31 protein-coding genes and 2 pseudogenes are annotated in these 26,728 nt (G+C 36.3%); 15 read left to right on the top strand and 18 right to left on the bottom strand.

Annotation, left to right across the window (positions count from 1 at the left end; genetic code table 11):
• Positions 1–252: 252 nt before the first annotated feature.
• Positions 253–978, bottom strand: a complete 726-nt coding sequence (tpiA, locus tag F6K06_RS00440) for a triose-phosphate isomerase (protein ID WP_124145496.1) — start codon at positions 976–978, stop codon at positions 253–255.
• A 274-nt stretch (positions 979–1,252) separates the two neighbouring features.
• Positions 1,253–1,438, bottom strand: a complete 186-nt coding sequence (locus tag F6K06_RS00435) for a PCP reductase family protein (RefSeq protein WP_124145495.1) — start codon at positions 1,436–1,438, stop codon at positions 1,253–1,255.
• Between the two features lie 737 nt (positions 1,439–2,175).
• Between F6K06_RS00435 and F6K06_RS00430 the strand changes: the two genes are divergently transcribed.
• Positions 2,176–3,750 carry a peptide ligase PGM1-related protein gene (locus F6K06_RS00430; protein ID WP_124145500.1) on the top strand — a complete coding sequence of 525 codons (1,575 nt, stop codon included), beginning with the start codon at positions 2,176–2,178 and terminating at the stop codon, positions 3,748–3,750.
• Between the two features lie 60 nt (positions 3,751–3,810).
• On the top strand, positions 3,811–4,146 hold the full coding sequence (locus tag F6K06_RS00425) for a hypothetical protein (protein WP_124145494.1): 336 nt from the start codon (positions 3,811–3,813) through the stop codon (positions 4,144–4,146).
• A 24-nt stretch (positions 4,147–4,170) separates the two neighbouring features.
• Here the strand turns inward: F6K06_RS00425 and F6K06_RS00420 are convergent, their stop codons facing one another.
• The 3 genes from F6K06_RS00420 to F6K06_RS00410 form a co-directional block, all read right to left on the bottom strand.
• Complete coding sequence (locus tag F6K06_RS00420) at positions 4,171–4,749, bottom strand: TIGR04376 family protein (RefSeq protein ID WP_124154835.1); 579 nt, start codon at positions 4,747–4,749, stop codon at positions 4,171–4,173.
• A 331-nt stretch (positions 4,750–5,080) separates the two neighbouring features.
• Positions 5,081–6,448: a hypothetical protein gene (locus F6K06_RS00415; protein ID WP_124154836.1), complete on the bottom strand. Its 1,368-nt coding sequence runs from the start codon at positions 6,446–6,448 to the stop codon at positions 5,081–5,083.
• Positions 6,449–7,050: 602 nt separating this feature from the next.
• A complete protein-coding gene (locus F6K06_RS00410) occupies positions 7,051–7,212 on the bottom strand; it encodes a hypothetical protein (protein WP_240038994.1) in 162 nt (53 codons plus the stop codon).
• A gap of 222 nt (positions 7,213–7,434) precedes the next feature.
• On the opposite strand from F6K06_RS00410, the gene F6K06_RS00405 reads away from it, so the two are divergent.
• Together F6K06_RS00405 and F6K06_RS00400 are read left to right on the top strand one after the other, a co-directional pair.
• The gene (locus F6K06_RS00405) at positions 7,435–7,656 is read left to right on the top strand and encodes a hypothetical protein (protein ID WP_124145490.1); all 222 of its coding nucleotides are present in this window, start codon (positions 7,435–7,437) and stop codon (positions 7,654–7,656) included.
• Positions 7,657–7,723: 67 nt separating this feature from the next.
• Positions 7,724–8,209: pseudogene (locus F6K06_RS00400) on the top strand (DUF29 domain-containing protein).
• Between the two features lie 119 nt (positions 8,210–8,328).
• Here F6K06_RS00400 and F6K06_RS00395 read toward each other — a convergent pair.
• Together F6K06_RS00395 and F6K06_RS00390 are read right to left on the bottom strand one after the other, a co-directional pair.
• Positions 8,329–8,637 (bottom strand): type II toxin-antitoxin system RelE/ParE family toxin, encoded by a 309-nt coding sequence (locus tag F6K06_RS00395; RefSeq protein WP_124145489.1) that lies wholly within the window; start codon positions 8,635–8,637, stop codon positions 8,329–8,331.
• A 55-nt stretch (positions 8,638–8,692) separates the two neighbouring features.
• Positions 8,693–8,905 carry a type II toxin-antitoxin system ParD family antitoxin gene (locus tag F6K06_RS00390; RefSeq protein ID WP_240038993.1) on the bottom strand — a complete coding sequence of 71 codons (213 nt, stop codon included), beginning with the start codon at positions 8,903–8,905 and terminating at the stop codon, positions 8,693–8,695.
• A 272-nt stretch (positions 8,906–9,177) separates the two neighbouring features.
• On the opposite strand from F6K06_RS00390, the gene F6K06_RS00385 reads away from it, so the two are divergent.
• On the top strand, positions 9,178–9,753 hold the full coding sequence (locus F6K06_RS00385; RefSeq protein WP_124145488.1) for a Uma2 family endonuclease: 576 nt from the start codon (positions 9,178–9,180) through the stop codon (positions 9,751–9,753).
• An 89-nt stretch (positions 9,754–9,842) separates the two neighbouring features.
• Positions 9,843–10,289, top strand: a complete 447-nt coding sequence (locus tag F6K06_RS00380; RefSeq protein ID WP_124145487.1) for a DUF29 domain-containing protein — start codon at positions 9,843–9,845, stop codon at positions 10,287–10,289.
• 333 nt (positions 10,290–10,622) lie between these two features.
• Here F6K06_RS00380 and F6K06_RS00375 read toward each other — a convergent pair whose 3' ends face one another.
• From F6K06_RS00375 to F6K06_RS00360, 4 genes are all read right to left on the bottom strand, one after another.
• A complete protein-coding gene (locus F6K06_RS00375) occupies positions 10,623–10,814 on the bottom strand; it encodes a DUF6887 family protein (RefSeq protein ID WP_124145486.1) in 192 nt (63 codons plus the stop codon).
• On the bottom strand, positions 10,811–11,263 hold the full coding sequence (locus F6K06_RS00370) for a hypothetical protein (RefSeq protein ID WP_124145485.1): 453 nt from the start codon (positions 11,261–11,263) through the stop codon (positions 10,811–10,813). The genes F6K06_RS00375 and F6K06_RS00370 overlap by 4 nt, the downstream gene beginning before the upstream one ends.
• A 16-nt stretch (positions 11,264–11,279) precedes the next feature.
• A complete protein-coding gene (locus F6K06_RS00365; RefSeq protein WP_124145484.1) occupies positions 11,280–11,630 on the bottom strand; it encodes a hypothetical protein in 351 nt (116 codons plus the stop codon).
• Positions 11,631–11,724: 94 nt separating this feature from the next.
• Entirely contained in the window at positions 11,725–11,934 is a 210-nt protein-coding gene (locus tag F6K06_RS00360) for a hypothetical protein (protein WP_124145483.1), read from the bottom strand.
• Positions 11,935–12,020: 86 nt separating this feature from the next.
• Here F6K06_RS00360 and F6K06_RS00355 point away from each other — a divergent pair, with 86 nt between their 5' ends.
• Together F6K06_RS00355 and F6K06_RS33665 are read left to right on the top strand one after the other, a co-directional pair.
• Entirely contained in the window at positions 12,021–12,242 is a 222-nt protein-coding gene (locus F6K06_RS00355; RefSeq protein WP_124145481.1) for a hypothetical protein, read from the top strand.
• Positions 12,243–12,413: 171 nt separating this feature from the next.
• Positions 12,414–12,536 carry a DUF29 family protein gene (locus tag F6K06_RS33665; RefSeq protein ID WP_205127400.1) on the top strand — a complete coding sequence of 41 codons (123 nt, stop codon included), beginning with the start codon at positions 12,414–12,416 and terminating at the stop codon, positions 12,534–12,536.
• Positions 12,537–13,130: 594 nt separating this feature from the next.
• On the opposite strand, the gene F6K06_RS00350 is transcribed toward F6K06_RS33665, so the two are convergent.
• Both F6K06_RS00350 and mnmG read right to left on the bottom strand, forming a co-directional pair.
• Entirely contained in the window at positions 13,131–13,403 is a 273-nt protein-coding gene (locus F6K06_RS00350; protein ID WP_124145480.1) for a hypothetical protein, read from the bottom strand.
• A gap of 275 nt (positions 13,404–13,678) precedes the next feature.
• Positions 13,679–15,583, bottom strand: a complete 1,905-nt coding sequence (mnmG, locus tag F6K06_RS00345) for a tRNA uridine-5-carboxymethylaminomethyl(34) synthesis enzyme MnmG (RefSeq protein ID WP_287239379.1) — start codon at positions 15,581–15,583, stop codon at positions 13,679–13,681.
• 568 nt (positions 15,584–16,151) lie between these two features.
• Here mnmG and F6K06_RS00340 point away from each other — a divergent pair.
• A complete protein-coding gene (locus F6K06_RS00340) occupies positions 16,152–17,078 on the top strand; it encodes a hypothetical protein (RefSeq protein WP_287239377.1) in 927 nt (308 codons plus the stop codon).
• Entirely contained in the window at positions 17,060–17,806 is a 747-nt protein-coding gene (locus F6K06_RS00335; RefSeq protein ID WP_287239375.1) for an HIRAN domain-containing protein, read from the top strand. Before F6K06_RS00340 ends, F6K06_RS00335 begins: the two co-directional genes overlap by 19 nt.
• Before the next feature lie 87 nt (positions 17,807–17,893).
• Here F6K06_RS00335 and F6K06_RS00330 read toward each other — a convergent pair whose 3' ends face one another.
• Positions 17,894–18,664, bottom strand: coding sequence for a lectin-like protein (locus F6K06_RS00330; RefSeq protein WP_124145476.1), 771 nt, complete (start codon positions 18,662–18,664; stop codon positions 17,894–17,896).
• A 90-nt stretch (positions 18,665–18,754) separates the two neighbouring features.
• On the opposite strand from F6K06_RS00330, the gene F6K06_RS00325 reads away from it, so the two are divergent.
• Positions 18,755–18,925: a hypothetical protein gene (locus tag F6K06_RS00325; protein ID WP_161564576.1), complete on the top strand. Its 171-nt coding sequence runs from the start codon at positions 18,755–18,757 to the stop codon at positions 18,923–18,925.
• A gap of 118 nt (positions 18,926–19,043) precedes the next feature.
• Here F6K06_RS00325 and F6K06_RS00320 read toward each other — a convergent pair whose 3' ends face one another.
• The 4 genes and pseudogenes from F6K06_RS00320 to F6K06_RS00305 all read right to left on the bottom strand — a co-directional run.
• On the bottom strand, positions 19,044–20,513 hold the full coding sequence (locus tag F6K06_RS00320) for a hypothetical protein (protein WP_287239370.1): 1,470 nt from the start codon (positions 20,511–20,513) through the stop codon (positions 19,044–19,046).
• Between the two features lie 91 nt (positions 20,514–20,604).
• Positions 20,605–21,132, bottom strand: a complete 528-nt coding sequence (locus F6K06_RS00315; protein WP_124145474.1) for a DUF29 family protein — start codon at positions 21,130–21,132, stop codon at positions 20,605–20,607.
• A 36-nt stretch (positions 21,133–21,168) separates the two neighbouring features.
• The gene (locus tag F6K06_RS00310) at positions 21,169–21,696 is read right to left on the bottom strand and encodes a DUF29 family protein (protein ID WP_124145473.1); all 528 of its coding nucleotides are present in this window, start codon (positions 21,694–21,696) and stop codon (positions 21,169–21,171) included.
• 128 nt (positions 21,697–21,824) lie between these two features.
• Positions 21,825–21,998 (bottom strand): annotated as a pseudogene (locus tag F6K06_RS00305) (UPF0175 family protein); the annotation flags it as partial.
• Between the two features lie 354 nt (positions 21,999–22,352).
• Between F6K06_RS00305 and F6K06_RS00300 the strand changes: the two are divergent.
• The 4 genes from F6K06_RS00300 to F6K06_RS00285 all read left to right on the top strand — a co-directional run bounded on the left by F6K06_RS00300 (position 22,353) and on the right by F6K06_RS00285 (position 26,452).
• Complete coding sequence (locus tag F6K06_RS00300) at positions 22,353–22,568, top strand: element excision factor XisH family protein (RefSeq protein ID WP_124145472.1); 216 nt, start codon at positions 22,353–22,355, stop codon at positions 22,566–22,568.
• Positions 22,569–22,573: 5 nt separating this feature from the next.
• A complete protein-coding gene (locus tag F6K06_RS00295; RefSeq protein ID WP_275670390.1) occupies positions 22,574–22,846 on the top strand; it encodes an element excision factor XisH family protein in 273 nt (90 codons plus the stop codon).
• Complete coding sequence (locus F6K06_RS00290; RefSeq protein ID WP_124145470.1) at positions 22,816–23,151, top strand: XisI protein; 336 nt, start codon at positions 22,816–22,818, stop codon at positions 23,149–23,151. Before F6K06_RS00295 ends, F6K06_RS00290 begins: the two co-directional genes overlap by 31 nt.
• A 190-nt stretch (positions 23,152–23,341) precedes the next feature.
• Entirely contained in the window at positions 23,342–26,452 is a 3,111-nt protein-coding gene (locus F6K06_RS00285) for a phospholipid carrier-dependent glycosyltransferase (RefSeq protein WP_240038991.1), read from the top strand.
• Positions 26,453–26,728 lie beyond the last annotated feature (276 nt).

Here is a 26,728-nt window from a genome sequence, read left to right as displayed (position 1 = left end):
AAAAGGGAAGAAAAAAATTGTCAACTATAACTGTTAGTAGAGCAAAAACTAGGTTGAATACTTAAACCAAATCTATAGATGATAGTGAGGTTTGATTATCCATAATTATTGCCACCAATTTATAGTTATGTTATAGTGCAAATTGTTTAGGAAATTTGTGAATTTATATTTCTATTTTGCTGTAACATACTCTTTTTTCCTCCCTTTTTTAATTTCTCAAAGAAGTCTAATTAATTATCAAAAATCCTTAAATTATTTATAATTAATCAGACGAGAAAAACTATCTGGCATTAAACTTGCTCCCCCAACTAAAGCACCATCAATTTCTGGTTGAGCCATAATTTCATCAACATTATTAGGTTTAACAGACCCACCGTATTGAATAGTGACATTAGAATTAGTTAACTTACTCCGAATTAAACCAATAACACGGTTAGCTTCTGTAGCTTCACAAGTATCGCCAGTACCAATTGCCCAGATAGGTTCATAAGCAATTACTAGATTTTCCTGATCCACATCAATTAAATCTGTGGCCAATTGAGAAAAGATATGTGATTCTGTTTCACCAGCCGCTCTTTGCTCCTTAGATTCTCCCACACAAAGAATAGGGGTTAAACCATTCTTCTGAGCAGCTTGTAAGCGTAAATTAACTGTTTCGTCAGTTTCACCAAAATATTGACGACGCTCACTGTGGCCAACAATTACATAACTAACTCCAATTTCCTTGAGCATTGGACCAGAAATTTCTCCTGTATATGCTCCCTCCTCTTCCCAATGAACATTTTGGGCACCCAACTTTATCCGACTCCCATGCAAATTTTTTGACATAAAATCTAGTGCAGTAAAGGGAGTGCAGAGAATTACTTCAGGTTTTTCAGGGATTTCTGTGAGTTGAGACATTAAACCCTGGAGAAACTCTTTAGCTTCTGCTTGGGTTTTGTACATTTTCCAGTTCCCAGCAATTATAATTTTTCTCACTGTTGATTTTGTAGACCTCAAACTTGACTATCTGCAACACTCCAGTCTAAGGCTTTATGAGTCCTTTTTCTAGACTTCAAAGAATAATTGTTTTCCTCATCACAATTGTGTTGATTGGAATGTTGTTATCAAACAGGATTGGGTCGCGCCACCCCGCCTAGAAATGGCGAAATATTTTTGGAGCGGAGCTCAAATCCCCTACTTCCCCTCCACCAGAGGGGTTAGGGGTGGTTTAACTTTTAACTTTTAACTTTTGACTTTTGACTTGATTATCCTACTGGCCAAATTCTAATCGAGCTTGCTCAACTATTTCTGCTGTGACGACTTCTTGCTCTGCTTCTCTGGCCAAATCTTCAATTCGCTTTCTGGCCTGAGTTCGCACAAAATAGGGAATGTTTTTTAATTTAATTTGAGCTTCTGCGGTCCATTGTAATTCGTTATTAAAATTAGAATCAGTCATATTAAATCTTCCAGCATCGGTTTATCTGCCAGGGATTAAAATCTCTAGCTAATTAAGGAAAGTTCTCTTAGATTAGAACTCATATTACTTTATTATTTTTATTAGTCCATTTTAACTTAACTTTGTATTCTCAGAAATTCCAAACTAACTATCAGGAAAATTTTAGGGAACTGGAAATATAAAATTTACAGCACTTTTTAAGATGGTGAGGTACAGTTCAATATTCATCTCTATTCCCGACTTCCAATTTTGTACCTTTCTCCTGCCTTATTATACCAATTCAAAAAAAGAATGTTACTAATAATAAGTGCGATCTAAATACTTTACAGAAAATGTCCCTTTGAGAAAAAAGAGAATTTACTAGCTCAAAACTGGTATTGAAGCCATTTGTTCTGTAAGTCGCAAATCCGACTGCTCCCCTACCTGACTCCTAAGAAATACCCTAGTTATTTGTAGCAAAAATTGATAAAATTGACATGACTCAGACTTTCTCTAGAAAAATTGCGATCTAAGTACAGAGGAATTTGAGCATGAGAATGCGATCGCATACCATGGAAAACCATTGCCCTCAATGCCTTCCCCAAAAGCTTGTCTGTTCCCTGCTATAGTTATATATAGTATGTTTCATATCAGTGAGGTACATCTGGCGGGCAAGATGCCCGCATTTTATCGTTAATATTTGTAGATCATATACCACCGAATCTCTTGTAAAACTATAAGAATAATATATAAATGTGATGACAAAACTACATATTTATGAAGCAAAACAAGCCTCAAGATTTCGAGAACTACAAAATTCTTTACGCGATCGCTGGGAAAGTATAGATTTATGTGACCATGGTGACTCCGATATTTTGATTATTCCTTCTGTGACACTAGACCAACGGGAATTGCAAAAGATAGAGGGCAGTCATAATTATGAAGAACGATATCTATTTTCTTTGATTCGTCTACGTAACCCCAGAACTAGACTAATTTACATTACTTCCGAACCTCTGCACCCGAGCATCATTGACTATTACTTACAACTATTACCAGGAATCCCATTTTCCCATGCTCGCGAGCGACTACTCCTATTTGCCACCTATGATACTTCTGCAAGACCTCTAACAGAAAAAATTTTAGAACGTCCACGCCTCATTGAGCGTATTCGTTTAGCATTGCGCCGGGATAAGTCCTACATGGTTTGTTATAACTCCACTTCACTTGAGCGAGAGCTATCCCTACAGTTAGGTATTCCTCTATTAGCATCAGACCCAGATTTGAATTTTTGGGGGACTAAAAGTGGCAGCAGGCAGATATTTACTGAGTGTAATATACCTCATCCTGATGGGAGTGAGTTAGTTTGGAATGTTGATGATTTGGCATTAGTAACAGCGCAGTTATGGGAGCGTCAACCTCACCTACAACGAATTGTGATTAAGTTGAATGAGGGATTTTCAGGGGAAGGCAATGCATTGTTAAACTTACAACCATTGCACAGAGAAGTGAATAGTGATAGGGTGACAGCAATACGCGATAGTTTTAGCACACTGCGCTTTCAGTCTGGTGATGAAACTTGGGAAAATTTTAGTCAGCGTATTTTTGAGTTAGGAGCGATCGCAGAAGCTTTTATAGAAGGAGATGTGAAACGTTCGCCAAGCGTACAAGGTCTGATTAATCCCAAAGGAAAAGTTGAAATTATTTCTACCCATGACCAAATTTTAGGTGGACCTGATGGGCAAATTTTTCTTGGTTGTCGTTTTCCTGCTGATGAAGCTTACCGATTACAGTTACAAGAATTAGGTATGAAAGTGGGAAAAAATTTAGCGGAAAAAGGTGCTTTAGATAGATTTGGTGTGGATTTTATTGCTGTATATCAAGGTGAAAATGCTACCCCAAAATGGGATTTATCTGCAATTGAAATTAACTTGCGTCGTGGTGGTACAACTCATCCATTTATGACATTAAAATTATTAACAAATGGATATTACGATCGTACTACTGCTTTATTTTATAGTCAGCAGGGACGGGCAAAATTTTACAAAGCTACTGATAATTTACAAAAAAGTCCTTATCGGGGTTTATTACCTAATGATTTGATGGATATTATTGCCTTTAATCAATTACATTTTGATAGCTGTACTGAGACCGGAACTGTATTTCACATGATGGGTTGTTTATCACAATTTGGCAAATTAGGTTTAACCAGTATTGGTAATTCTCCTGAACAAGCGGAAGAAATTTATCAAAAAGTTGTTAATGACCTAGATATTTCTTGTCAAACTTCCAGTAAGTTTGGTGTTCAACATTTCGGTTTTAGTTCTTTCTAGAGAAAAATTATTGAAGAAGGAGTCAGGAGTCAGAACTCAGGAGTCAGGAGGGAAAATTGCATGGGGATTCTAACCCCAAACAATGAGGTAATAATTAATTGGCTTGCGCTCAAAAGTCTTTTAGTAGGGGTAGGAGACAACCCACCCCTCGCCCCTCCCCCTCCCAGGAGGGGAATACAGGAGACAGGAGTCAGAACTCAGGTGGAACGGGGAATTATAGAGGAGGTAGGAAGAAAAGTTATCCCAAGATTGTTCTGTCATAATCGTCCCAAAATACTAGCATGCATGAGCTTTTTACACCAAAAAGCTTGCACTTTTTTCGACCAAAAAAGGCCAATACCAATATCAATCAATGGTTTGAAATTTAATCAGCAAGCCCTAATTATTAATTATTAATTATTAATTATTAATTAATGAATACTACTTTCCCATATTCCGCTTCATTTTTTCTAATTCTTCATCTGTTTCTAGACTTTTAAACTGTTCTTCCAATGGGTCTAATGAATTAGCAAAATTATAGAAATTGGTTTGATTCCAGCCATCGGTTTCCCAGCGTCTTTCATTCTTAGCAGTATAACGGTTAGCTTCAGCTTGAACAGCTTTTGCTCGTACTTCCTCCCGACGTTGTTTAATTTGACGATAGAGTTCTTTCGCTTGTTGGATGCGCTGCTTACATCCTTGCATCTGTCCCCAATGTTGATTACCTTGGCGTAAAAAAAATGCTTCCCTTTCTTGAGCAGCCTGAGCTAGATCGGGTCGATTAGCTGTTCGCGCTTTTTCCACTCGGTTATGCCAACGCTTCACTTCTTGCGCAGTTGAAAGAATATCTTGCTCTGATTTTTTTTCTTGGCGCTGTAGTTGCGCTATTAGACGCAAAGTGTCTTCTTCTTGTTTGCGTAGTTGCTCTTCGAGTGCCTGAAGTTCTAAATGAGGATTATTCCGCAGAAACTCTTCAAGCCGATTTTCTAGAAATTCGCTGAAATCGTCAAATAAACCCATAGTTAAGATTACATAAAATTAAGAGTATTAGGCAGTGGAAAATTTAACTTTTAATTAGCTATCAGCATTTCAGCTTTCAGCTTTCAGCACGCTAACAGCTTGAGTTTAAATCCCCGACTTCTAGCTTGTCGTTTAATTTCTAAGAGGGGTAGCGTATCCCCTTCTCAAAAGCTTATTGCTAAACGCCGATAAGCTGTTTACTGAGCATTCCGGACCGAAACGAAACGCTTTTTAACTTATAGAACTTGAAATTATAGCAGGGAACAGTGGGAAAAACATTGTCTAGCATAAGCCATAACCACTATGGCTATTGCGATACTAACAGCTATCACTAAAACTGTTGCCCTACAAAAACAGAACGAACTTCACCATTACGGCGAATTACAGCTTCTTGGTTTGCCACATTAACAAGAGTCCAACCACTACCACCAATATTCTCGCCTACATATATCCGACGCGCTACACCCTCAATTTCAAATAAAGCAGCCGAACGTTCCCCTAACTCCAAAATACCCACTAAGGTATTAATAGGAATCTGAACTTGACTTTCTGCCACTGCTTTCGTCGCAGGTATTTCTGCTGGCGGTGGAGGTAATTGTAATGGTTGTGTTGGCGCTTGTGACTCTTCTGATTTTGCTTCTGTTTCAGATTGAGTTTCTGCTTCTGGTTTAGTTTCAGGTTGGGACTGGGATGATGCTTCCGGTTGGCTTGTTGCTTCCGGTTTTGTTGCTACTTCTTGTGTTGGTTTAGCTTTCTCTTCTACTTTTGCCGTTTCTGCTTTTGCCGTTTCTGGTTTAGCTTTCTCCTCTACTTTTGCCGTTTCTGCTTTTGCCGTTTTTGTTGCTTCCGACCTTTCTGTAACGTTTTCAGCAGCATCTGCGGAGGCAGAAGCATTAGATGCAGATGCTGCTGATAGCTTTGGGGAAGATTCGGTAGACTTTGGTGCTACTGCTACTGCTGAAGGTACAACACTTGGCACTGGAGGAATTACCACCACTTTAGTTTCTGGAATAGTTATAGGTGCTTTTGCTACTTGTGCCTCCATGAGATCAACCAGTCGGTTGAGCGGTAATAGTAAGCTAGTGTTTGTTGGTTGGTTTGCAGGTACTGGTATTGTTGGTAAATTGTTGCTTGGTGGGGCGGGTGGTATACCAGGAATTTGTTGTTGTTGTTTGCGAGTTGCTTCTTTTTGTTCAATCATTTGGAGCGATCGCTCTATATATTCAGCAAATTCTTGATCTGCTACTGCTCTAGGACTTAATGTTTCTGATGATTCATTTAGCTTTTCTACATAACCTAAATAACCCAAAATTTTATCGAGTCCTCCCCTAGTTACTAACCACAAAGAAAGGGTGACTAATATAGAGGCAAAAGCTGCCCCTAAAAGTAGTTTATCTAACGATTTGCTTTGTTTTTTTTCTGCTTCTAATTTAGCTAATTTTGCCTTTTCTTCTTTGTCAATTTCTTGAGGTTGAGTATTATTTTGAGGCAGAACAATTTGAGGAACCTTAATTTGCGTTAAAGAGACAACTTCTGGTCTAGCTACTTGAGTCGGTAAGCGACTACCACCATCCAATACTCGGTCAATATCACGGAACATATCGTCCATCAAATTCTCAGCAAGATTATCTACCGAAATAGGCTCTTTAAATCTTGTTTTTTCTGAATTTTCTTCAGTTTTTTGGTAGTTCGTGGTCATATTCTTTTTTTACTCCCTATCCTCAATAATTTTTGATTTAAGAGTTTGTTTAATTTTGATTCGGATATTTTAGTTTACCAATATTATCTAGTAACTGTGTCTCATAATGAGATTAATTATAGACATTTTAACTATAGTTTATAAGTTATTCAGCATTTAAGCTATATATCTTAAATTTTGGAAAAGGGAACAGGGAATACTGGAGCTGGCAAGAAGGAATATAGAATCTAAATTAGTCTACTACATAACTCTACTATCATTATTTTGAGTTTTTGTCAATAATTATTTGACTTTTTGGCCAAATTTCAGATTTATTTGTAGCAGTGTTGGTTGTTTAGAAATTTGGTACAGCAATCTTTGTCAGCGTTCAATAATTAACAATTAATCATTACCTATCCTGAAAATTATAGGATTAGCGAACATATTTTTTTTACTTCTTTAAAAAACAGGATTAAAATCTTAATTATTCTGTAAATTATGCTCATCTAGTGAATATTTATAGAGAGATATTATTGATTTTTTTTTGTAAAAAAACTAAGATAGATATTGAGAAAATAATAGATAAAAAATAGAGGTCTATTGAACCAGACATGATATTACTTTTAAGTTGCTACAGGCAAGCGACCTTCAACTCTCTGATATTGCTTGGTTAAGAGCCAGGTTTGACTGTCTTCGTAGGTATCACTAGAAAAAGATAGTTGATAATTTTCAGCGGGATTATAAATATAGCTTTGACCTGAAGTATTGGCGATTAAAATTAACACTTGAGGGGGAAAAGCAGTGCGGTCAATCCAAAGTTCGGTAAACTGTAAATTGAGAGCTAGGTCTGTCTGAGTTTCTGTTTCTGGTAGGTCTTCGACTTGTTGGAAGCGTTGTCGTAATTTTGTTAATATAGTTTCATCGCTACTTTCTACATCGTAAGCGCTGCTATCTACGGCACGAACGATTATATTTGGCTCTTGTCCGTTGTCTGGATAGTATAGGTTATGGAAACACTAGAAGAGGCTCTTATAATAGTCAACCAACTTTCCATCGAACAAAGAGAAATGTTATTAGAAATTGTTAAAAATCAAATGATTGAAGCTAGTCGAGAGGAAATAGCTCAAGAAGCAAAAGAAGCGATCGCCTCTTTTCATAGAGGAGAATTACAATCTCAGTCTATAGAAAATATTATCACTGAGTTACAAGCAACTTTAACAGAAGATTAATAAGAAAAATTGTTTTCACCCCCAAATTTAAACGGTCATTTCGTAAATTTGTGAATAGATATAAAACATGGTTAATCAAATTACCGATCTAAAATTACTGTATGAAGTAGATGATTTATTGTGGTTAGAAAAAACAATCAAACTACTAAATAATCGTCAATTAGAAAACCTAGATTATGAAAACTTAATTGAGGAATTAGAAGCCTTGGGTAGAAGTGAAAAAAGTGCTGCTCAAAGTTTCGTTATTTTAATTATTCAACATTTACTACTTTATCAATATTGGGAGGAAGAAAGAGCTAATAACTCTAGGCATTGGCGTGGATAAATTTTTGCTTTTCGGACTCAATTAGAATTAAAAATCACAACAAACATTCCCCCCTTACCAAGGGGGGTTAGGGGGGATTCCTCTCTAAGGAATCATTTAGCTGAACGACTTGACTATCTTTATAGTAAAGCTAGAAAAAGCGCTCAAATTAAATCAGAACTTCAATTACCAGAAATTAACCCTTATTCTCTTGAACATATATTGGATGAAGATTGGCTACCAGAGTAATTATTTAACATCTCCTTCTTTATCAATATGAGCATCAGTTACATACATAATTTTTTCCCATTTCATATAATCAACTAAAAGGTAAACCCACGCGGGCAAGATGCCTGCACTGGCAACATTTAATTGTCAATATCTGTACTTCCAAATAAAGACTCTAAATTACGATATCCACTAACTATTCTCACGATTTCTATTTCTACCTCAGTTACTTGATAAAAAATAATATAACCATCTAAGGGCATACCACTAAAATAAGGCGTAATCTGAGCATAACTTCGCCCCATCTTAGGAAAGTTAATTAAGTTTTTACACTTATCATCAAAGCGTTTAATAAAACGTTCGCCTGCTTCTAAACTAAAGTTACTAAAATAATCAGAAATCTCATCTAGATCGCGAATAGCTGCTTGAGATAAACTATATTTATTCACTTAAATTTTCCTCTCGCAACCGCTGAAATTTTTGCTTTAATTGTGCAATAACAATTTATCCATCAACTTTTTCACCCTTTTCTAATTGTTCTAAACCTACTTTAACTTGAGCGCGAGTTTCATCAAGCCATTGTTGATAATCTTGTTCTTGTTTTTCTAATAGTTTTAACGCCACATCAATCGCCTGTTGAATATTGGTATACCTTCCCTTAGTAATTTGGGATTGAATAAATTTTTCTTGTTCGGGACTTAAGATAATATTCATCATCCAATTTAAAAAATAAACTATATTTAATTCTATCCTTAAATTAATATTGTTAGTTGGTGGTGCGTTAATGAAATGTAACGCACACTACAAAAATCTTTAACTTTTAACTCCAACAATTGGATAATCGGCTATAATAAATATTCTTAACTTCTTGGTTAAGATGTAGAAATATTAGACTCTCTTCAAACATTATCTGGAGAGGATATTTTACCAGGATTTATATTAGATATGACAATAATTTGGTAGTTAACTCTGAGGAATAAATAACCAAAATGACAAATTTGACTATCGAGCTTAACTCAGTAATTGAGATGACAGAAGAACAATTTTTTCAACTATGTCAAAAAAACCCGGATTTAAGATTTGAAAAAAATGCTAAAGGAGATTTAATTATTATCTCGCCGACGGGAGGAGAAACTGGAAGTTATAACGCTGCATTAACTTCTAAAATTTGGATTTGGAATGATCAAAGAAAGCTAGGTATAGTTTTCGACTCATCCACAGGTTTTAAACTCCCAAATGGCTCTAACCGTTCTCCCGATGCTTCCTGGATACCTATAGAAAAATGGAATAATTTAACTCCCGAACAAAGAACTAAATTTTTACCTCTTTGCCCTGATTTTTTAATCGAATTAATGTCACCTTCCGACAGCTTATCTAAAACTAGAGAAAAAATGAAAGAATATCTGGAAAATGGAATGCAGTTAGGTTGGTTAATTAATCCTAAAAATCGGCAAGTAGAAATTTATCGCGTTGGTAAAGATGTGGAAATATTAGACTCTCCTGAAGTATTATCTGGTGAAGATGTTTTGCCTGGATTTATATTAGATATGACAAGAATTTGGTAGTTAAAATTGTAAATTTATCGACATATACTGAAAAATTATCGAAATTTTTGTTGCGCGATCGCTAAATTTTTCACAAATAGACACAAAATATGATTAATCAAATTACCGCTCTAAAATTACTGTATGAAGAAGATTATTTCCTGTGGTTAGAAGAAACGATCAAACTACTGAATAATCGTCAATTAGAAAACCTAGATTATGAAAACTTAATTGAGGAATTAGAAGCATTGGGTAGAAGTGAAAAAAGTACTGTTGAAAGTTTCGTTACTTTAATTATTCAACATTTACTATTTTATCAATATTGGTCAGAAGAAAGAGCTAATAACTCCAGGCATTGGCATGGAGAAATTTTAACTTTTCGGACTCAATTAGAATACAAACTCACAATAAATTTACGAAATCATTTAGCTGAACGACTTGACTATCTTTATGGCAAAGCTAGAAAAATTGCTCAAGCTAAATCGAGACTTCAATTACCAGAAATTAACCCTTATTCTCTGGAACAAATATTGGATGAAGATTGGCTACCAGAGTAGTTATTTAACTTTCCTGGCGGGAAGTCCCGCGCTCTCCCGCAGGGGAGCGGAGGGATGGGAAAGCCTGGGCTCGGATTCGGACACCTTCATAAGCTAAACGTTCATATGCCCTTGACAAGCTAGGAGCATTTTGTTATTATGCCATGTCAACACAGGGGGAGGACATCACCTCTGTCTAAACAGCAGTCAGGGTTTCCCAGACTGAAGAATCCCTATGGGTCCGGTAAGGGCAACGTCGGGAGTATGTCAACATCTCTTCTTCTATCAATACGATTACACCACATTGTAGGGAGGTTCCATGGAACCTCCCTACAGGGTTATCGTTCGGACGATTTATGGTTTTTGTTTTTTGATTTCTGCTAAAATTTCTGGTGATCTCTCTAAATCTTCGTTAGATAACTTACGTCCTGGTTTAGATGTCAGGCGATCGGCTAAAGCATAAAACGCCTCGGTATCGTCTCGATGAGCTAATACATAAGCTCGTAATTCTGATTCATTCATGGTTTGAAAATTAGGATGATTCATAGAATTTTTACCTCATCATTTCTGTCAAACTGTAAATTGAGAGCTAGGTCTCCCTGAGTTTCTGTTTCTGGTAAATCTTCAACTTGTTGGAAGCGTTGTTGTAATTTAGTTAATATAGTTTCATCGCTACTTTCTACATCGTAAGCACTGCTATCTACCGCACGAATGATTATATTTGGCTCCTGTCCGTTGTCTGGGTAGCATAAGAATGTGCCGTCGATGATTTGGGTAACGTTGCTGGCTATTTGTAACAGGGTGTCTCCAGAGACTCTGGTTTTGGTATCGGCTAATTCATGGAGGGGATTTTTATTGGTTCCCAAACATTCTATGTCTAATACTTCCCATTCTGTACTGGCAAGTTTTGAGCCGAGTAATTGCAGAATATCCGCGAGATTGACTGTTAAGGTATTGTTATTTGGTTGGCGATCGCTGATGGTGATTCCACGCATATTTCCTCCTTGGGTTCTAGTCTGGTTGTTCTAAGGGTTCGGCAGCACCTCTGACAAAGCCAGAAGTAGTACCTATTTTGGGGTCGTTGATATAGAAACGGTGTTGATGAGGCGGTACTGGATGTTCAGGACGTATCCTGCCACTGCGGGGAAAAGTGGGACTGGTAAAGTCGATGTCGCGGACGGGATTACCGCTAGCGTCATATTCCCGTCTTTGATAAATTCTGTTGTTAATGGTATCCCACCGCAGCACTGAATGAGGGCCTATTGCTTTGGTATCGAGTCCAGAAATTCTGGACGGTCGATGACTTTTGTAAACTGGGGTTCCATCTGCATATTTGGCGTAAATTTCTGGTTGTGAGGGCATCAAGCATTAGGAAGTTTTGAGATTAAAAAAAGGCAAAAACATAGGAGTTGGGCAACTAGGAAGTCGCCTCATGTTAATACCCCAGGGGAAACCTTTATCCACGAACGGCGCGGATTACTTTTGCTGCCGAGTGGGCGATCGCGCAAATAATGATGGAAGTACCAATGGCACTACCAATTATCAAACCAACTTCTTGATTTTCGATTGCCAAGTCGGTAATTTTATCTATTAAATTAATGGGTCTAGTTTCCTGGACTTCGGTATAAGTTGTCTGTTTTTGGTTTTCTGGAAAGTTATTTTTCATGATTATTCTCCCCCCTACTAAAATATAACCAAACTAAGTTATAATTTAGGGAAAATAATAGTAATTAAACTAGGATAGTATAGATTATGGCAACACTGGAAGAGGCTCTTATAATTGTTAACGAACTTTCCATTGAACAAAGAGAAATGTTATTAGAAATTGTTAAAAATCAAATGATTGAAGCTAGTCGAGAGGAAATAGCTCAAGAAGCAAAAGAAGCGATCGCCTCTTTTCATAGAGGAGAATTACAATCTCAGTCTATAGAAAATATTATCGCTGAGTTACAAGCAACTTTAACAGAAGATTAATGAGAGAAATTGTTTTCACCCCAAAATTTAAACGGTCATTTCGATAAATTATTGAAATTTTTGTTGAGCGATCGCTAACTTTTTCACAAATACATACAAAACATGGTTAATAAAATTACCGATCTAAAATTACTGTATGAAGAAGATTATTTCCTGTGATTAGAAGAAACAATCAAACTACTAAATAATCGTCAATTAGAAAACCTAGATTATGAGAACTTAATTGAAGAGTTAGAAGCATTCGGTAGAAGTGAAAAAAGTGCTGTTGAAAGTTTGGTGACTTTAATTATTTAACATTTACTACTTTATCAATATTGGGAGGAAGAAAGAGCTAATAACTCTAGGCATTGGCGTGGATAAATTTTTGCTTTTCGGACTCAATTAGAATACAAACTCACAACAAACATTCCCCCCTTACGAAGCTAGGGTGCATTGTTCTCTACGGAATTATTTAGCTGAACGACTTAATTATCTTTATGGCAAAGCTAGAAAAATTGCTCAAGCAAAATCAGAACTTCAGTTACCATAAATTAACCCTTATTCTCTGGAACAGATATTGCCTGATTTACAAGATTATATTCAGTTATTTAAAAGGTTAGGAATTAACAACTAAAATTACTTAAAGAAAATAGTTCAAGCTGTAAAGGATTTTCTTTTGGAGTTGTATTAATATTTTTTTCAGTAATATTAATTAAATGTTGACCGAGCAAATACATAAATTTGGGTGGAATACTTTCGCCGATTTATTCTCTGATTAAACTATCTGATGCTTGCTTAATTTTTTTGTTTTTCCAAATCAAAGGTCCCCATTGATAATTAAAATCTGAAATAGTATGTAATTTGGAAGCTTCAGCTAAAGAGAGTACGCGATTTTGTGTGGGATGAATATTACGATCTGAGCGCAGTATCCAGGATATGATAATGCCAAAAATCGTCTATCTCAGTCGTTGGTAAAACTTCAGCATTAGGACATAAAAACATCAAGGTCAGAAATTGTTTATAAAGTTCGGCAACTCGATCCGCTTTTTCTAAAGTCCAACCCTTGTCCTCCTTGGGATGAGTGATTTTGAAAATAATTGGTTCTAAATCCAATTTAGCTAACTTTTGCTGGAACTCCTCCAGATTAGTAGCAGATTTTGCGATGGCAGGTAAATGGTTCATTAAATACCTCCAAAATAAAAATAAAGGTAAAATTCTAGTGACCAATTATATATATGCTGTCCTAAAATGAATAATGTATTAGAATATCTTTATAATTATCCAAAAGAAACAAGGATTACAGGAGAGTCTAGTAGGGTGTGTTAGGGTTTGCGCAGCACTCCGCAGGAAAGCGTAACGCACCGCCTCTTCCATAATATTCGGTGCGTTACATTTCATTTTCATGTCACGCAGTGAAACGCACCCTACAAAAGCTTCTAACTTTTGACTTTTGACTTTTAACTTTTAACTTCCACAAGTCGATATTGCACTTCCAAATAAACCAACAAAGCATTAATATCTGCTGGATTTACTCCCCCAATTCGAGAAGCTTGCCCAATAGTTAAAGGCTGAACTTTTGACAATTTTTCCCGCGCTTCCATCGACAATGTATCAATAGCAAAATAATCTAAATTAGCAGGTAACTTCCGATTTTCTTGCCGACTTATTTGGTCGATTTGATTTTGTTGTCTTTGCAAATAACCGGAATATTTAATATCAATTTCTGCTCCTTCTTTTTCCACTAATTTTAAATCTAAATTCCCCAAATTATACTTTTCTAAATCTACATAATGGAAACCAGGTCGGCGTAACAAATCTGCCAAAGTAATCGAACCTTTAATTCTTGTCTGAGTATCGGCAACAATATTAATAGCTACTTCTTCTAATTCTTTAATTCGAGTTGATTTTAACCGAGCTTTTTCCCCATTAATATTAGTTCGCTTCCTCTCAAATAACTCCCACCGACGGTCATCTATTAAACCAATTTCTCGACCCAAAGGAGTTAGTCTTTGGTCAGCATTATCAGACCGTAAAATTAAACGATATTCCGAACGACTTGTCAACATTCTATAGGGTTCTCGCAAATCTTTGGTACATAGATCGTCCATCAAAGTACCAATATAACTTTGTTCCCTGGGAAAGATAATCATCTCCTTATTCTTAACAAAATGAACCGCATTTATTCCCGCCACCAAACCTTGAGCTGCTGCCTCTTCATATCCAGTTGTACCATTAATTTGACCGGCACAAAATAACCCCTCAATTTTCTTAGTCATCAACGTCGGATAACATTGAGTCGCAGGCAAAAAATCATATTCCACCGCATAAGCAGGTCGCAACATTACACAATTTTCCAAACCAGGCAAACTCCGCAACATTTGTAGTTGCAATTTCTCTGGCAAACCAGTAGAAAACCCCTGAATATAAAGTTCAGGAATATCGCGACCTTCCGGTTCAATAAATATTTGATGACTACTTTTATCAGCAAACCGCACAATTTTATCCTCAATACTCGGACAATAACGCGGACCCTTCGCATCCACCCACCCACCATAAACTGGAGACAAATGCAAATTATCGCGAATTAATTTGTGAGTTTCTGGAGTGGTGCGGGTGAGATAACAACACATCTGTTCCCGTTCCACCCAAACTTCCGGGTCGAAACTAAACCAACGCACTTTTTCATCCCCTGGTTGCGGTTCCAGATATGTGTAGTCAACGGAACGTTTATCAACTCTAGCAGGAGTACCCGTTTTCAGGCGTCCGGTTTCAAAACCAAGTTTATTCAGGGTTTCAGTCAAACCGATAGCAGGAAATTCTCCGGCACGGCCTGCGGGCATTGATTTATTGCCTACCCAAATAACTCCACCGAGGAAAGTTCCGGTGGTGAGGATGATAGCTTTACATTTGAAGGCGACACCGAAGTAAGTTTCTACTCCAATAATTTCGTCGTTGTCTCCCAAAACCAAATCTGTCACCATGCTTTCCCGAACTCGGAGGTTTTCTTGGTTTTCCACAATATTACGCATAACGGCAGAATATTCTCGTTTATCGGTTTGAGCGCGTAACGCCCAAACAGCAGGTCCGCGAGAAGAGTTGAGAATGCGTTTTTGTAGGTAAGTGCGGTCTGCCATTTTGCCTATTTCCCCACCCAAAGCATCGACTTCGTGAGTAAGTTGAGATTTTGCAGGGCCGCCAACAGCGGGGTTGCATGGTTGCCAGGCAATTTTATCAAGGTTGAGAGTAAGTAGGAGGGTATTGCAACCGAGGCGTGCGGAAGCAAGGGCAGCTTCGCAACCGGAGTGTCCGGCGCCAACTACGATAATGTCGTATTCTTCTTGGAAATCGAAATTTTTGGTCATTTTATTAGTTAAAAGTTATTTGTTAGAGCAAATTCCAGGTATTATGAAGTGCGAGCATCTTGCCCGCGTGCCCGATATTAAAAATTAAATGTTCCCAGTGCGATTTTTCGGGAACCGTGCATCTTACTCGCTTCAGGGTGTACCTCAGTTTACAAAAATGTTCTAAGCAATATTTTTTAATTTGAGTATTAAAATATTGCCCAAAATCACTTGAGTTATTGTTTAAGTTTATAGTATAACATTTATTACCAATAATGACTTACAGAAATGATTTTGTTTTCTATTAGACATCTCCATAAAAGAGATAATAGGTAGTATAGAATGGTAAATAGGGGGAAGTAATTAATAATTTATCGATAAGAATTGATTTGACTTTTTATTTTTTAAGATGTCTATTAATAAATAATCAAAATACAGAAACAAGCTTTTATTGACATTGAAAATTAGTTAGATACTACTTATGCAAAGCTACTATCTATAGAGTTGAAAAAATATTGTACAATATTATTGAGCCTTATCTATACCGTCTCAGCATAAATTATATTACATTAAAAATAACTAAATAATCATGTCCGATTTATTTAAAATCATTGAAGTTTCAGAAGATTCAATCTCAGAAAATGAACAATTAGGAACTAAGGAAAAATATTGGTATTGCGAGGATGAAATTAACTACTTATATAAACAAGCTAGACCTAATACTGGGGAAGCTTGGTCTGAAAAAATAGCATCAGAATTATGTGAGTTACTAAACTTACCTCATGCCCATTATGAACTAGCAATTTGGAAAGGTAATTTAGGTACAATTTCTCCTTCCTTTGTACCACAAAATAAAACTCTTATTCTTGGCAACCAAATTTTAGTAAAAATAGACAAAAGTTATCCCGAATTTAGTCCTAATAATTATAGAATTTCTGAACATACTCTTGATATTGTAGTTGAGGCGATCGCCAATAATCCTATGCCTATTAAATTACCTTTAAACTGGAAACCTCCTCAAGGTATTGAAACAGCAATAGAAACTTTTGTTGGTTACTTATTATTAGATGCTTGGATAGGTAACACCGATAGGCATCACGAAAATTGGGGATTTATTATGAATAATTCAGTACATTTAGCACCAACATTTGACCACGCATCTAGTCTAGGTAGAGAATTACTAGATTCCAAAAAGAAGAATATAATCAATAGTAAAGCTGTTAAAAATTATTTAGCAAAATCAAAATCGGCAATGTATGATAAAATAGGAGATAACAAACCTATGTTGACACTAGATGTATTTAAAAATGCAGCACAAATATATCCCAAAGCTGCTCTAATTTGGCTTGAAAATTTAGCGAATATATCAGCAAAAGATACTTTATCGTTATTTGAACGAATACCTAAAAATTATATTTCTGAAATTTCTATTGAATTTGCTCAAGAAATTCTGAAAATTAATCAAAATAGACTTTTACAAATAAGAGAAAATTTGCAATGCAAAAATTATTCTTAGCTTGGCAAGACTCCGTTACTCGTAGTTGGTTTCCTGTAGGTTCTTTAACTTATAAAAATAATTGGTATGAATTTGTTTATCTTAGAGGTGCAGAAGAAGCTAAAAATAAATGTGGTTTTTCTGGCATCTGGTCTTTAAATGAATTTGATAAAGTTTATCGCTCTCAGGAATTATTACCTGTATTTTCTCATAGAATTATGAAGAAAACCAGACCAGATTATCCAGATTTTATTAGCTGGCAAAATCTCTCAGAAACAGAAGACGAACCTATGGTTTTATTGTCTCGTAGCGGAGGTAAAAAAGTAACAGATAATTATGAAATTTTTCCTTATCCAGAACAAGATGAAAATGGTGTTTATCATCTATATTTCTTTAGTCACGGTTTGCGATATATGGCATCTGAAACTATTGAAAAAATCAAAAAATTAGAAGTAGGAGAAACTTTGTTTTTAATGCACGATGCGCAAAACAATTTTGACCGAGATGCTTTAATGTTACGCACCAAAGATTTTTACCTTTTAGGTTTTTGCCCTCGATATTTATTAAATGATGTTTTTCCCCTACTGAAAAAGTATCCTGATGCAGTTAAAGTAATATTAGAACGGGTAAATCTACCACCAGCGCCATTACAAATGAGATTGCTTTGTCATTTAATAGTCAAACATGATGATTTTCAACCTTTTTCTAGTGAAATGTATGAATCTTTAGCTGTACCAATTTTGAGTTAAATTTAAGTATCAAGTGAGGGCGAATGCCATTCGCCCATACATATCGGGTTTTCAAGGTGAAGCGTGCGTAAGTCCTGGAAATGATATTTATTTCTTTTTCTCTAACTTACACTGCCATGACCGATATAAACCTAAACCACTAAAAACAAATAAACTCAGTACTCCCGTTGGTTCATAAACTGGAACAGTTGCCAGTCCTCCATACTCAATATAATAACCTGATACCTGCCAATCATCATTGCTAGCTAAATCATTCCAAAAACCAGTGAAGCTAATTTGGGCAAAATCTTCACCATCATCAGTGTTGGGAGTATTATTAGGCTCTAATATAGACCAATTTGCATAACTATTATTAACAACTGAACCTTGAGGTGCAGCACTACCTTGCCAAAACTGCATTCCTGCTTCTGGACCTGTAACCCATTTCCATACTCCCTCTTCGCTAGCATCACTTGCACCGATCCATCCTTCACTAACTTGATCTAAATCATTAGTAGCAATAGAATTAACAAAATCACTTTCTGCTGCTGAAGTGATGGTTACTAGATAACCTTGAAAACCATTAAAGTATTTATTTTCTGCTGCAATTTTTGCTTCTTGCCAAGTCAACCTTTCTGGGACAGATACATATTCATAATAATGTCCTGTATCTGAAAAAAAAAGAGCTGCTGAAGCTGTTTTGCTAATTCCTAAGCTGATTAAAATTGCACCAATAGTAGCAAAAGATAATTTTTTGATCATGGTATTTACAACTAATCTACAAAAATAAGTAGGTGGCCATAAAGCAATCCCAATCGGGTTTTCACTGTTCTGAATCTTCATCACTATATGGATAATTAAACCTACCTGCTTAATCATTACATTTTTATTTAATGATCGTAAGTAACTTTACGAATGTTTCATAAAAATGTTAAACTTGTAAGTAATTTTACATAAATCAACCAAACTATGAAAAGAGAAGTAAATACTAATAATATAGTAGTGCATCAAGAAAGTGTGGGGATGTTAACGAAGTCAGAAGTCAGAAGTTATTTTTGTAACGGGGATTTGAGCAAACCTCCAAAAACCCGATCGCCAGTTAAGGCGGGGTTGCGCGACCCAATTATTTTGATAAGATGAATATGGTCCCTAAATCATGGAAATAATTATGGGATGTCCTCTATTTGGTCATCACAAACCCCCATTAATAAAGATATAAAATGATTTCTCTAGGGTTCCCTCTACCTTGTTTATTCAACTATTCCTGAGCAACCTCATCCTCTGAACTTTTCGGAAAATTTCCCTGCTGATAAGCGGTAATTTGCTCGTCACTCAACAAGTCCATAAAATCTGCTAACTCACTATAAGTAACACATCGAACTTCTGGTAAACCACAGACAGACTCAGCAAACCGAAACATTGCGTTCCAGTAAGCACCGTTATTCCAAGCTGAAAAATGATGCCCAATATCTATAGGAGCACGGTTGCCATTATAGTTTTTCTGGAAATATTTCATGTAAGTTTTCAGAGTATCCTCCTCATAACGTTTCGCATTACGAGGGTTTGGTTTTGCCTTAGAATGCAAATAATAAAAGTTATAATCCATTGACAGAACATTTTTTCCACGAGAATTAGTCAGACTAGCTAACGGAAAGTTCCAAATACCATTTTCCTTTCGCGGCCAATAGTTAGATAATGCTACTTTGCTGGTGTCATAGCGGAAACCATTTTTGGCTAAAACTTTATACAAACCCGGACTTCGAGCTAATAGTGGTGCGCGAAAACCTTCGATGGCAGTGCGATCAAATACTAGAGAACCTGGCAATTCATTAATTTTATGCGCTCCAAAGAAAAATTGCTCGAAATATTTAAACTCTTCGCTCCAGTCTTTCTCACTCCATTTGCTACCATCAAAATGACCTACTGCATGAGACCCGATCTCGTGACCTTCTTGATACGCGAGGTTAACCTGTTCAAGTCTGAGAGCAATATCTTCCGCTGTATCACCCCAACCAATATCCGACCGACCTTTTCCTTTCCCACCGGGAGCATCGTAAAGTTTTCGTTTGTCTTTGCTGACAAAATATACTGCACTGACAAAATAAGTGAACCGCAGGTTAATGCCTTTTTTCTCCATTTCTTGGGCAAAGTTGCGCGATCTTTTCCAAGCGTCTAGGGAACTGGAACCATCAAAAGCTAACATCACAAATTGGGGCGGTTTATCTATTTTGCTAACTATACCTTCATCTTGCATCAATTTGTAGAGGAAACGTGCATTCCAAAGGTTCAACTGACAGCTATTTCCACCGTTAGCTTTGACACAAGCAGTGATTAATTCTTGAGGAAAAGGACCCATGACTTGGTTATTTTCGACGCAATAACCGATAATTTTGTTGAGGGTAGCTCCCTCCGGACATCTTCTGTTTCCATAAGCTTGGAGAAATAATTTTTCTGACCATTGGTTACTATTGCAACTGCCACCACCTCCCCATTCTCGACATTTTTTAATCATTGTTTTAGTGAATGGTCCAAGAGCGTATTCGCCGTTAGTATAGAAGTATCCACCTTTGTCGTTAATGGGCTTTTTTTCAAACTTTAATGTCTCTAATTTAGAATTGTTAGTGGGTGTAGGGTTGTCGGAAATATTTGATGTGTTGCTACAGGCAGATATTAAGATTAAAATACTGTAGATAAAAAGGCTATGGTATGATTTTTGTTTTTTTAGCACTTTGATATTTTTCACTCCTCTAATGTAAGCATTAAGCGGTCAGCTATCAGCTATTAGCTTTATAGAATTAAAAGTATGAGTAATAGATACCCTACTTATTCTTTCTACCAAATTTCCAATCTTCTCCACCGGGTAATAAAGTCAAATTATCGTCAATAACAGCTAACAAATCATTAGAAGAATAACTGTAAGTTAAGGCTAAAAAACTCTTAGCAGTTGTGATTACAGAATTTATATCCACCATTTCCTCCAGTTGAAACGGACTGTAAGCACCATTTTCAACCTCCACGCTAGCATCACCAATAGCAAATTCAATCGCCTCTTCTAATATCTCATCCCATTCTTCTTCTTTAATGTAATAAGAAGTTTTATTTTCCTTTAAATTTAAGCTTTTAATTTTTCTAATTGAAGCCCGAATTGATGCTGCCCAGGAATTAGTTAATCGTTTTTCCACCTGATTTTTCATTAAGTGAATTAACACCACAGTTAAATAATAATCTATCTTGAAAAGTATGTCTTTTTTACTCATGGCATCCAGTTCGTCAATAATTGCTAAGGCATCGTGATTTCTACCTTCCATAATGCAAGTCCTTAAATCAATTAACTCTTGAGTTGTCATTAGTTATTTTTCTCCTAAAATTAACAATTAAAGATGCTACTTATTTCTTCTGCCAAACTTCCAATCTTCCCCACCTGGTAATAATGCTAAATTATCGTCAATAACAGCTAACAAATCTTTAGCAGAACAACTGTAAGTTAAGGCTAAAAAACTCTTAGCAGTTGCGATTACAGAATTTTTATCTACCATTTCCTCCAGTTTAAATGGACTGTAAGCGCCATTTTCTACCTCCGTGCTTGCATCACGAATAGCACGTTCTATAGCATTTTCTAACATCTCCTCCCATTCATTTTCTTTGATAAAATAAGAAGTTTGATTTGGCTTCAAATTTAAGTCTTGAATTTCAATAATTGCATTGCGGACGGACGCTGCCCAGGAATTAGTTAAACGTCCTTCTACCTGATTTTTAATTAAGTGAATTAACATCACAATTAAATAGGATTTGATTTTTCTGATGATGTCTTTTTTACTCATGGCATCCAGTTCGTCAACAATTGCTAAGGCATCGTGATTTCTACCTTCCATAATGCAAGTCCTTAAATCAATTAATTCTTGAGTTGTCATCAGTTATTTTCCTATAAATTATTGGTGCTTAAAAGGGGAGTATGGGAGTATTTTGTAGCATGGGAAAAATTAAATACACAGTTCTAACAGAAGTAAATAACAAATCGGCGAAGTATCCGAAACAACTATCATAACCTCTTTGATTTTCCCTCTTTTTCTAGTTGTTTGTGGGTTTGGCGATCGCTGATAAAATCCTCTTCATCGTAATCTAAATCTACTCCTTTAGACTTAAGAAATTTATCTGCTTCTAAAGGGGTTGAAAATTCCAATAATTCTCGCAATTCACCGCTACTAATAGAACCTTCGCGATAAGCTTATACCACAATTATTTCGATTAGCTTACGTTCTAAATTTCCCCATTTTTCCTTTAGGAAAGAGGCAAGTTCGTCTGGTAAGAAAATCTGAATTTGCTGCATGAGTATTTCCTCTAGTTATTAACTTATCATATCATAAATGATGACTGGTAACTGATAACTGAAATGGTGTTATTCTCAAGAAATTTTCTGGTATAATACCAGCAACAGTCTCAAATAGTAACAGGAAATTATCTATGTCTCTGACAGTTGCAGACTTGGAAAAAGTCCAAAAAAAACTAACAGAAACTCATCAATAAACCCGGTTTATATATAAAAACTACCCTCAGTATTTCTTTATTTATGCCAGCTAGAGATGCTTACCATAACAACTTAATTAATGCTTTAGTCAAAGATAATTGGAGCATAACTGATGACCCTTACGTTATCAAGTGGGGTCCCATTTCAGTTATCAGTTATCAGTTATCAGTATCTCTGGCACTCAGCATCGGGATTGAAAGACTAAAGCTGATTTTTTTCATTCCCTTGAAAGGAGAAACTTTAGACCTTGTTTTTTAGGAAAAATAGCAGTAGAATTGAAAAGTTTTGCAAGTCCTTCCCCAATGAACGATCTAGAAAATGCGGTTGGTCAGTATATCGTTTACCACGATGTACTCAAAAAAACAAACCCAGAAAGAATCCTCTACTTAGCAGTAGATGAAGAAGCTTATGAGGGTATATTTAGCGAACCCATCGGCAAACTAATGCTAGAAAACCAACGCTTAAATTTAGTAGCTTTCCACAAATTAGAGGAGGTAATTATTGAATGGATACCATCAGTAAATATCAACAAATAATCGAGAAAATAATCGGCGAATACGCTAAATTGCGCTATTCTGATAGCGAAGTAGAAAGAAAAACGGTTTTTGACCGAGAACAAAACCATTATCTATTAATGATTGTGGGAGTAGAAGGTCATAAAATGGTTCATGGTTGCATAGTTCATCTGGAAATTAGAGAGGATAAAATTTGGATTCATCGCGACGGAATTGAAGATGGTATAGCAGGAGAATTGTTAGCAGAAGGGGTTCCTAAAGACAAAATTGTTTTAGGATTTTATACTCCCGAAAAACGTAAGATAACCGATTTTGCAGTTTGTTAATTTGAAGAGCGTTTTCGCTGGTGCAAATTCCGGTAGTAGACTGATACAACTAATGGGTGTACATTAGGGGTGGTTTATATAAACCTTAGAGTAAGCATTAAAATTCTAGCTAAAACCCGCCCCCTACTATTACACCGTTTTAGATGTGTCAGTCCATTACAATTTTTGCTGATAACTGATACCTGAAATTATGATTTCCCAAGAAAAAAAAGAACCTAAAATTAATCACATCCTTACCCTAACTATTCTATGGTTATTGGGAGCGGTGAGCGATCGCCTCTGGTTTGCTTTTGATAAGTCTGTACCTGCTTGGGATCAAGCTGACTATCTCACGGGTTCCCTGACTTACTGGCGTGCTTTTCAAAATGTGCAACTGTTTTCTGGGGAATGGTGGCAGCATTTTTGGGAACTTTCGCCGAAGGTTCCGCCGTTGACTTATATTCTTACTGTTCCATTTCAAGTTACTTTTGGTAGGGGTGCTGACCAAGCAACATTAGTAAATCTATTTTTTAGTGTTATTTTACTAGCTTCAGTTTATAGTTTGGGTAAAAAATTATTTAATCAAAAAGTTGGTTTTTGGGCAGCAGTTTTATGTATATTATTTCCAGGATTATATAGATATCGTTTACAGTATTTACTCGACTATCCTCTCACGGCAATGGTGACTTTAAGTTTCTGTTGTTTAACGTTTTGGTATTGGGATAGGGAACAGGGAATAGGGAATAGGGAACAGAGAAGAGGCAACAGGCAACAGGCAACAGGCAACAGGGAAAATCAAACGGGAAAAATTGACAAAGAAAAATTTAATTTTAATTCTGAAAAAACGTCTATTTTCGATAAATTATTGTCAAAAATATCTGCTATAGGGAACAGGGAACAGGGAACAGGGAACAGGGAAAATCAAACGGGAAAAATTGACAAAGAAAAATTTAATTTTAATTCTGAAAAAACCTCTATCTTCGATAAATTACTGTCAAAAATATCTGCTATAGGGAACAGGGAACAGGGAATGGAAAATAGGGAATGGAAAATAGGGAAAATTGACAAAACAAAGTTTGATTTTAGTTCTGAAAAAACCTCGATCTTTGATAAATTGCTGTCAAAAATATCTGCCATTGCAAATCATTTACTTATATCTTTAACTCTAAAAGATTGGCTTTTGGCGACTGCTTTTGGCTTGGCTTTTGGCGCTGCAATTTTAGTTAAACAAACTACAATATTTTTTCTCTTCATTCCGTTACTTTCGATAGGGGTAAATATTCTCAGAAAACGGCAGTGGCAAAAGTTAATTCAACTAATTTTTTCTCTGTGTTTATCTGTGGCAGTTTTTTACCCTTGGGCGAGAACAAATTGGCTATTAATGTTAACTGCTGGTAAGCGTGCAACTGTTGATTCTGCTATAGCTGAAGGCGACCCCAATTTATTGAGTTTGGATGCTTGGCTTTATTATTGGAAACTGCTGCCTTATCATATTTCTTTGCCTCTGTTAATTATTCCCATTGGCGGATTATTTTTTTACTTTATTCGGTCGTTCAAAAAACAGGATAAATTCTCATCAAATTACCTTCACTCTTGCCGATGGTTAGCTATATTTTTAATTGGCGGATATCTAATTTGCTCCCTCAATATCAATAAAGATTTCCGCTACACTTTGCCATTATTGCCAGTTTTATCAATTTTATTAGCCTTTGGTTTAATGCAGTTTCCGAGAAAAGTAGGAAAACAAATTCGGTGGTTTACTATTGGTTTAGCTATTATTTTAATGGTGTTAAATCTCTGGCCTGTAGGTGGAATTTTCTTCAGAAAAATTTCTGCCTGGTTGAGTCCTGGCGGTGTTTATTATGCACATTTAGGTAAAGAATGGCCTCATCAAAAAGTAATTGCTGAAATTATCAAAACTGACCCCTATTTACGGTCAACTTTAGGGGTTTTACCTTCCACTCCAGAAATTAATCAACATAACTTAAATTATTACGGTGCTTTGCAAAATTTACAGGTTTACGGTAGGCAAGTAGGAACTAATTTAAAACAAGTACCTCAAGATGTGCGATCGCTTTCTTGGTTTGTCACGAAAACTAATGACCAAGGTTCGGTAAAAAGAATTAAAAAAGCTCAAGCTGCTATTGTTAATACCATCGAACAAAACCCTAATTTCCAACTACAAAAAAGTTGGTTGTTGCCAGATAATAGCAACTTAAATCTTTATCATAATCAGTTTTTGCCTGTAGAAGTTCATCCTCTAACTAAACCACAGGAAAAAATCAAACTAGACTATGTAATTTTATCGCCAAAAATTCGACCTGGAGTGCCAATACCTATTACCTATAAATGGTCTGGTTCTTGGCAAGAATTACAGTCCGGTTTAGTGTTGTTAACTTATCGCCGAGAAAATATAGCAATTCCCACAGTTACGAAGTACATTTATAATCCCCCTAAATCCCCCTTAGAAAGGGGGACTTTGAACGTTCCACCCTTAGAAAGGGGGGCAAAGGGGGGATATAAAACTGTATCTCATAGATTCAAGAACTGCTGTATTAATCCACCAAAATTTCAGCAATTAGTTTCTGACAATATCTCAGAAAAATCTATTACAAGTTTCATTCACGATCGCGCTATTGGAATGGGGAGTTTATACCCTGGTGTTTCTCCAGCAAATAAGTCTGAGGTCGGGTTTGAAATTATTGAAAGGATAGGAATGTTACCCCCTGCCAATATTTCATCAGGAAATTACATATTAGAAGCGACTTATCTTAACCGGAAAACTGGAGAAACTTATCCTATTCCCATACAACCCCCCGTGCGTGTCGAAGTAGACCCCCAGGCCGAAATATTACCAGCACCAGAATTAGATTTAGTGACACAGTTACGGATGTGGGGGCAAAAATTGCCTCTAGGAATAAAAGGTTTAGAAACTGTATTTGAGGAAGTGGGGCGAGTTAACCAGTACGATCCAGTCCAAGATTATACCACACAAGCAGAAAAAACTTTGTCATATCGTTTGCAGCAAGACCCCAATAATTTAGAGTTGCTCTATGGGTTGAGTTTGGCCAGGGTTTTACAACAGGATGCAGATGGAGCGATCGCTGCTTTGACTAGAGTAACTGAGTTAGATTCTCAAAACCCCTTTGCCTATGCTTATTTGGCTTTTGTTTATCTATATAACTTAAATCCCGGGCCCGCAGCAATAGCTTTGAAGTCTGCTTTGGAACTTGACCCCACTCAGCCAGAAATTAGAGCTTTAAATGGAGTTACTGCTTTGATGCAAGGGAATGTAATCAAGGCGTGGCGTTATCTGAAATAGGGAGTGGGGGAGTGGGGGAGTGGGGGAGTAGGGGAGTGTGGGAGATTGAGAAATATTTGGCAATGGCGCTGAGATAGAACATTTTTTTATACCGAATTAAACGGACTTGATGTTATCTCAAATATCCAGGTAGAGAGTTGGGAAAAGTGGGAAAAACGTTTCTCTATCTAAGCTTTAGCGTCAGTACTAAGTACTGAATACCTCATTTTTTGCCATAAGTCAAGACTCAAGAAGTGTGGATTTCTATATTTTTTTACCCACAACACCGTAATTTAT

It is taken from the genome of Okeania sp. SIO1H4 (assembly GCF_010672695.1).
Classification (GTDB): Bacteria; Cyanobacteriota; Cyanobacteriia; order Cyanobacteriales; family Microcoleaceae; genus Okeania; species Okeania hirsuta.
Note: the sequence above shows the minus strand (reverse complement) of the source record. Positions and strands in the feature narration are given on the sequence as shown.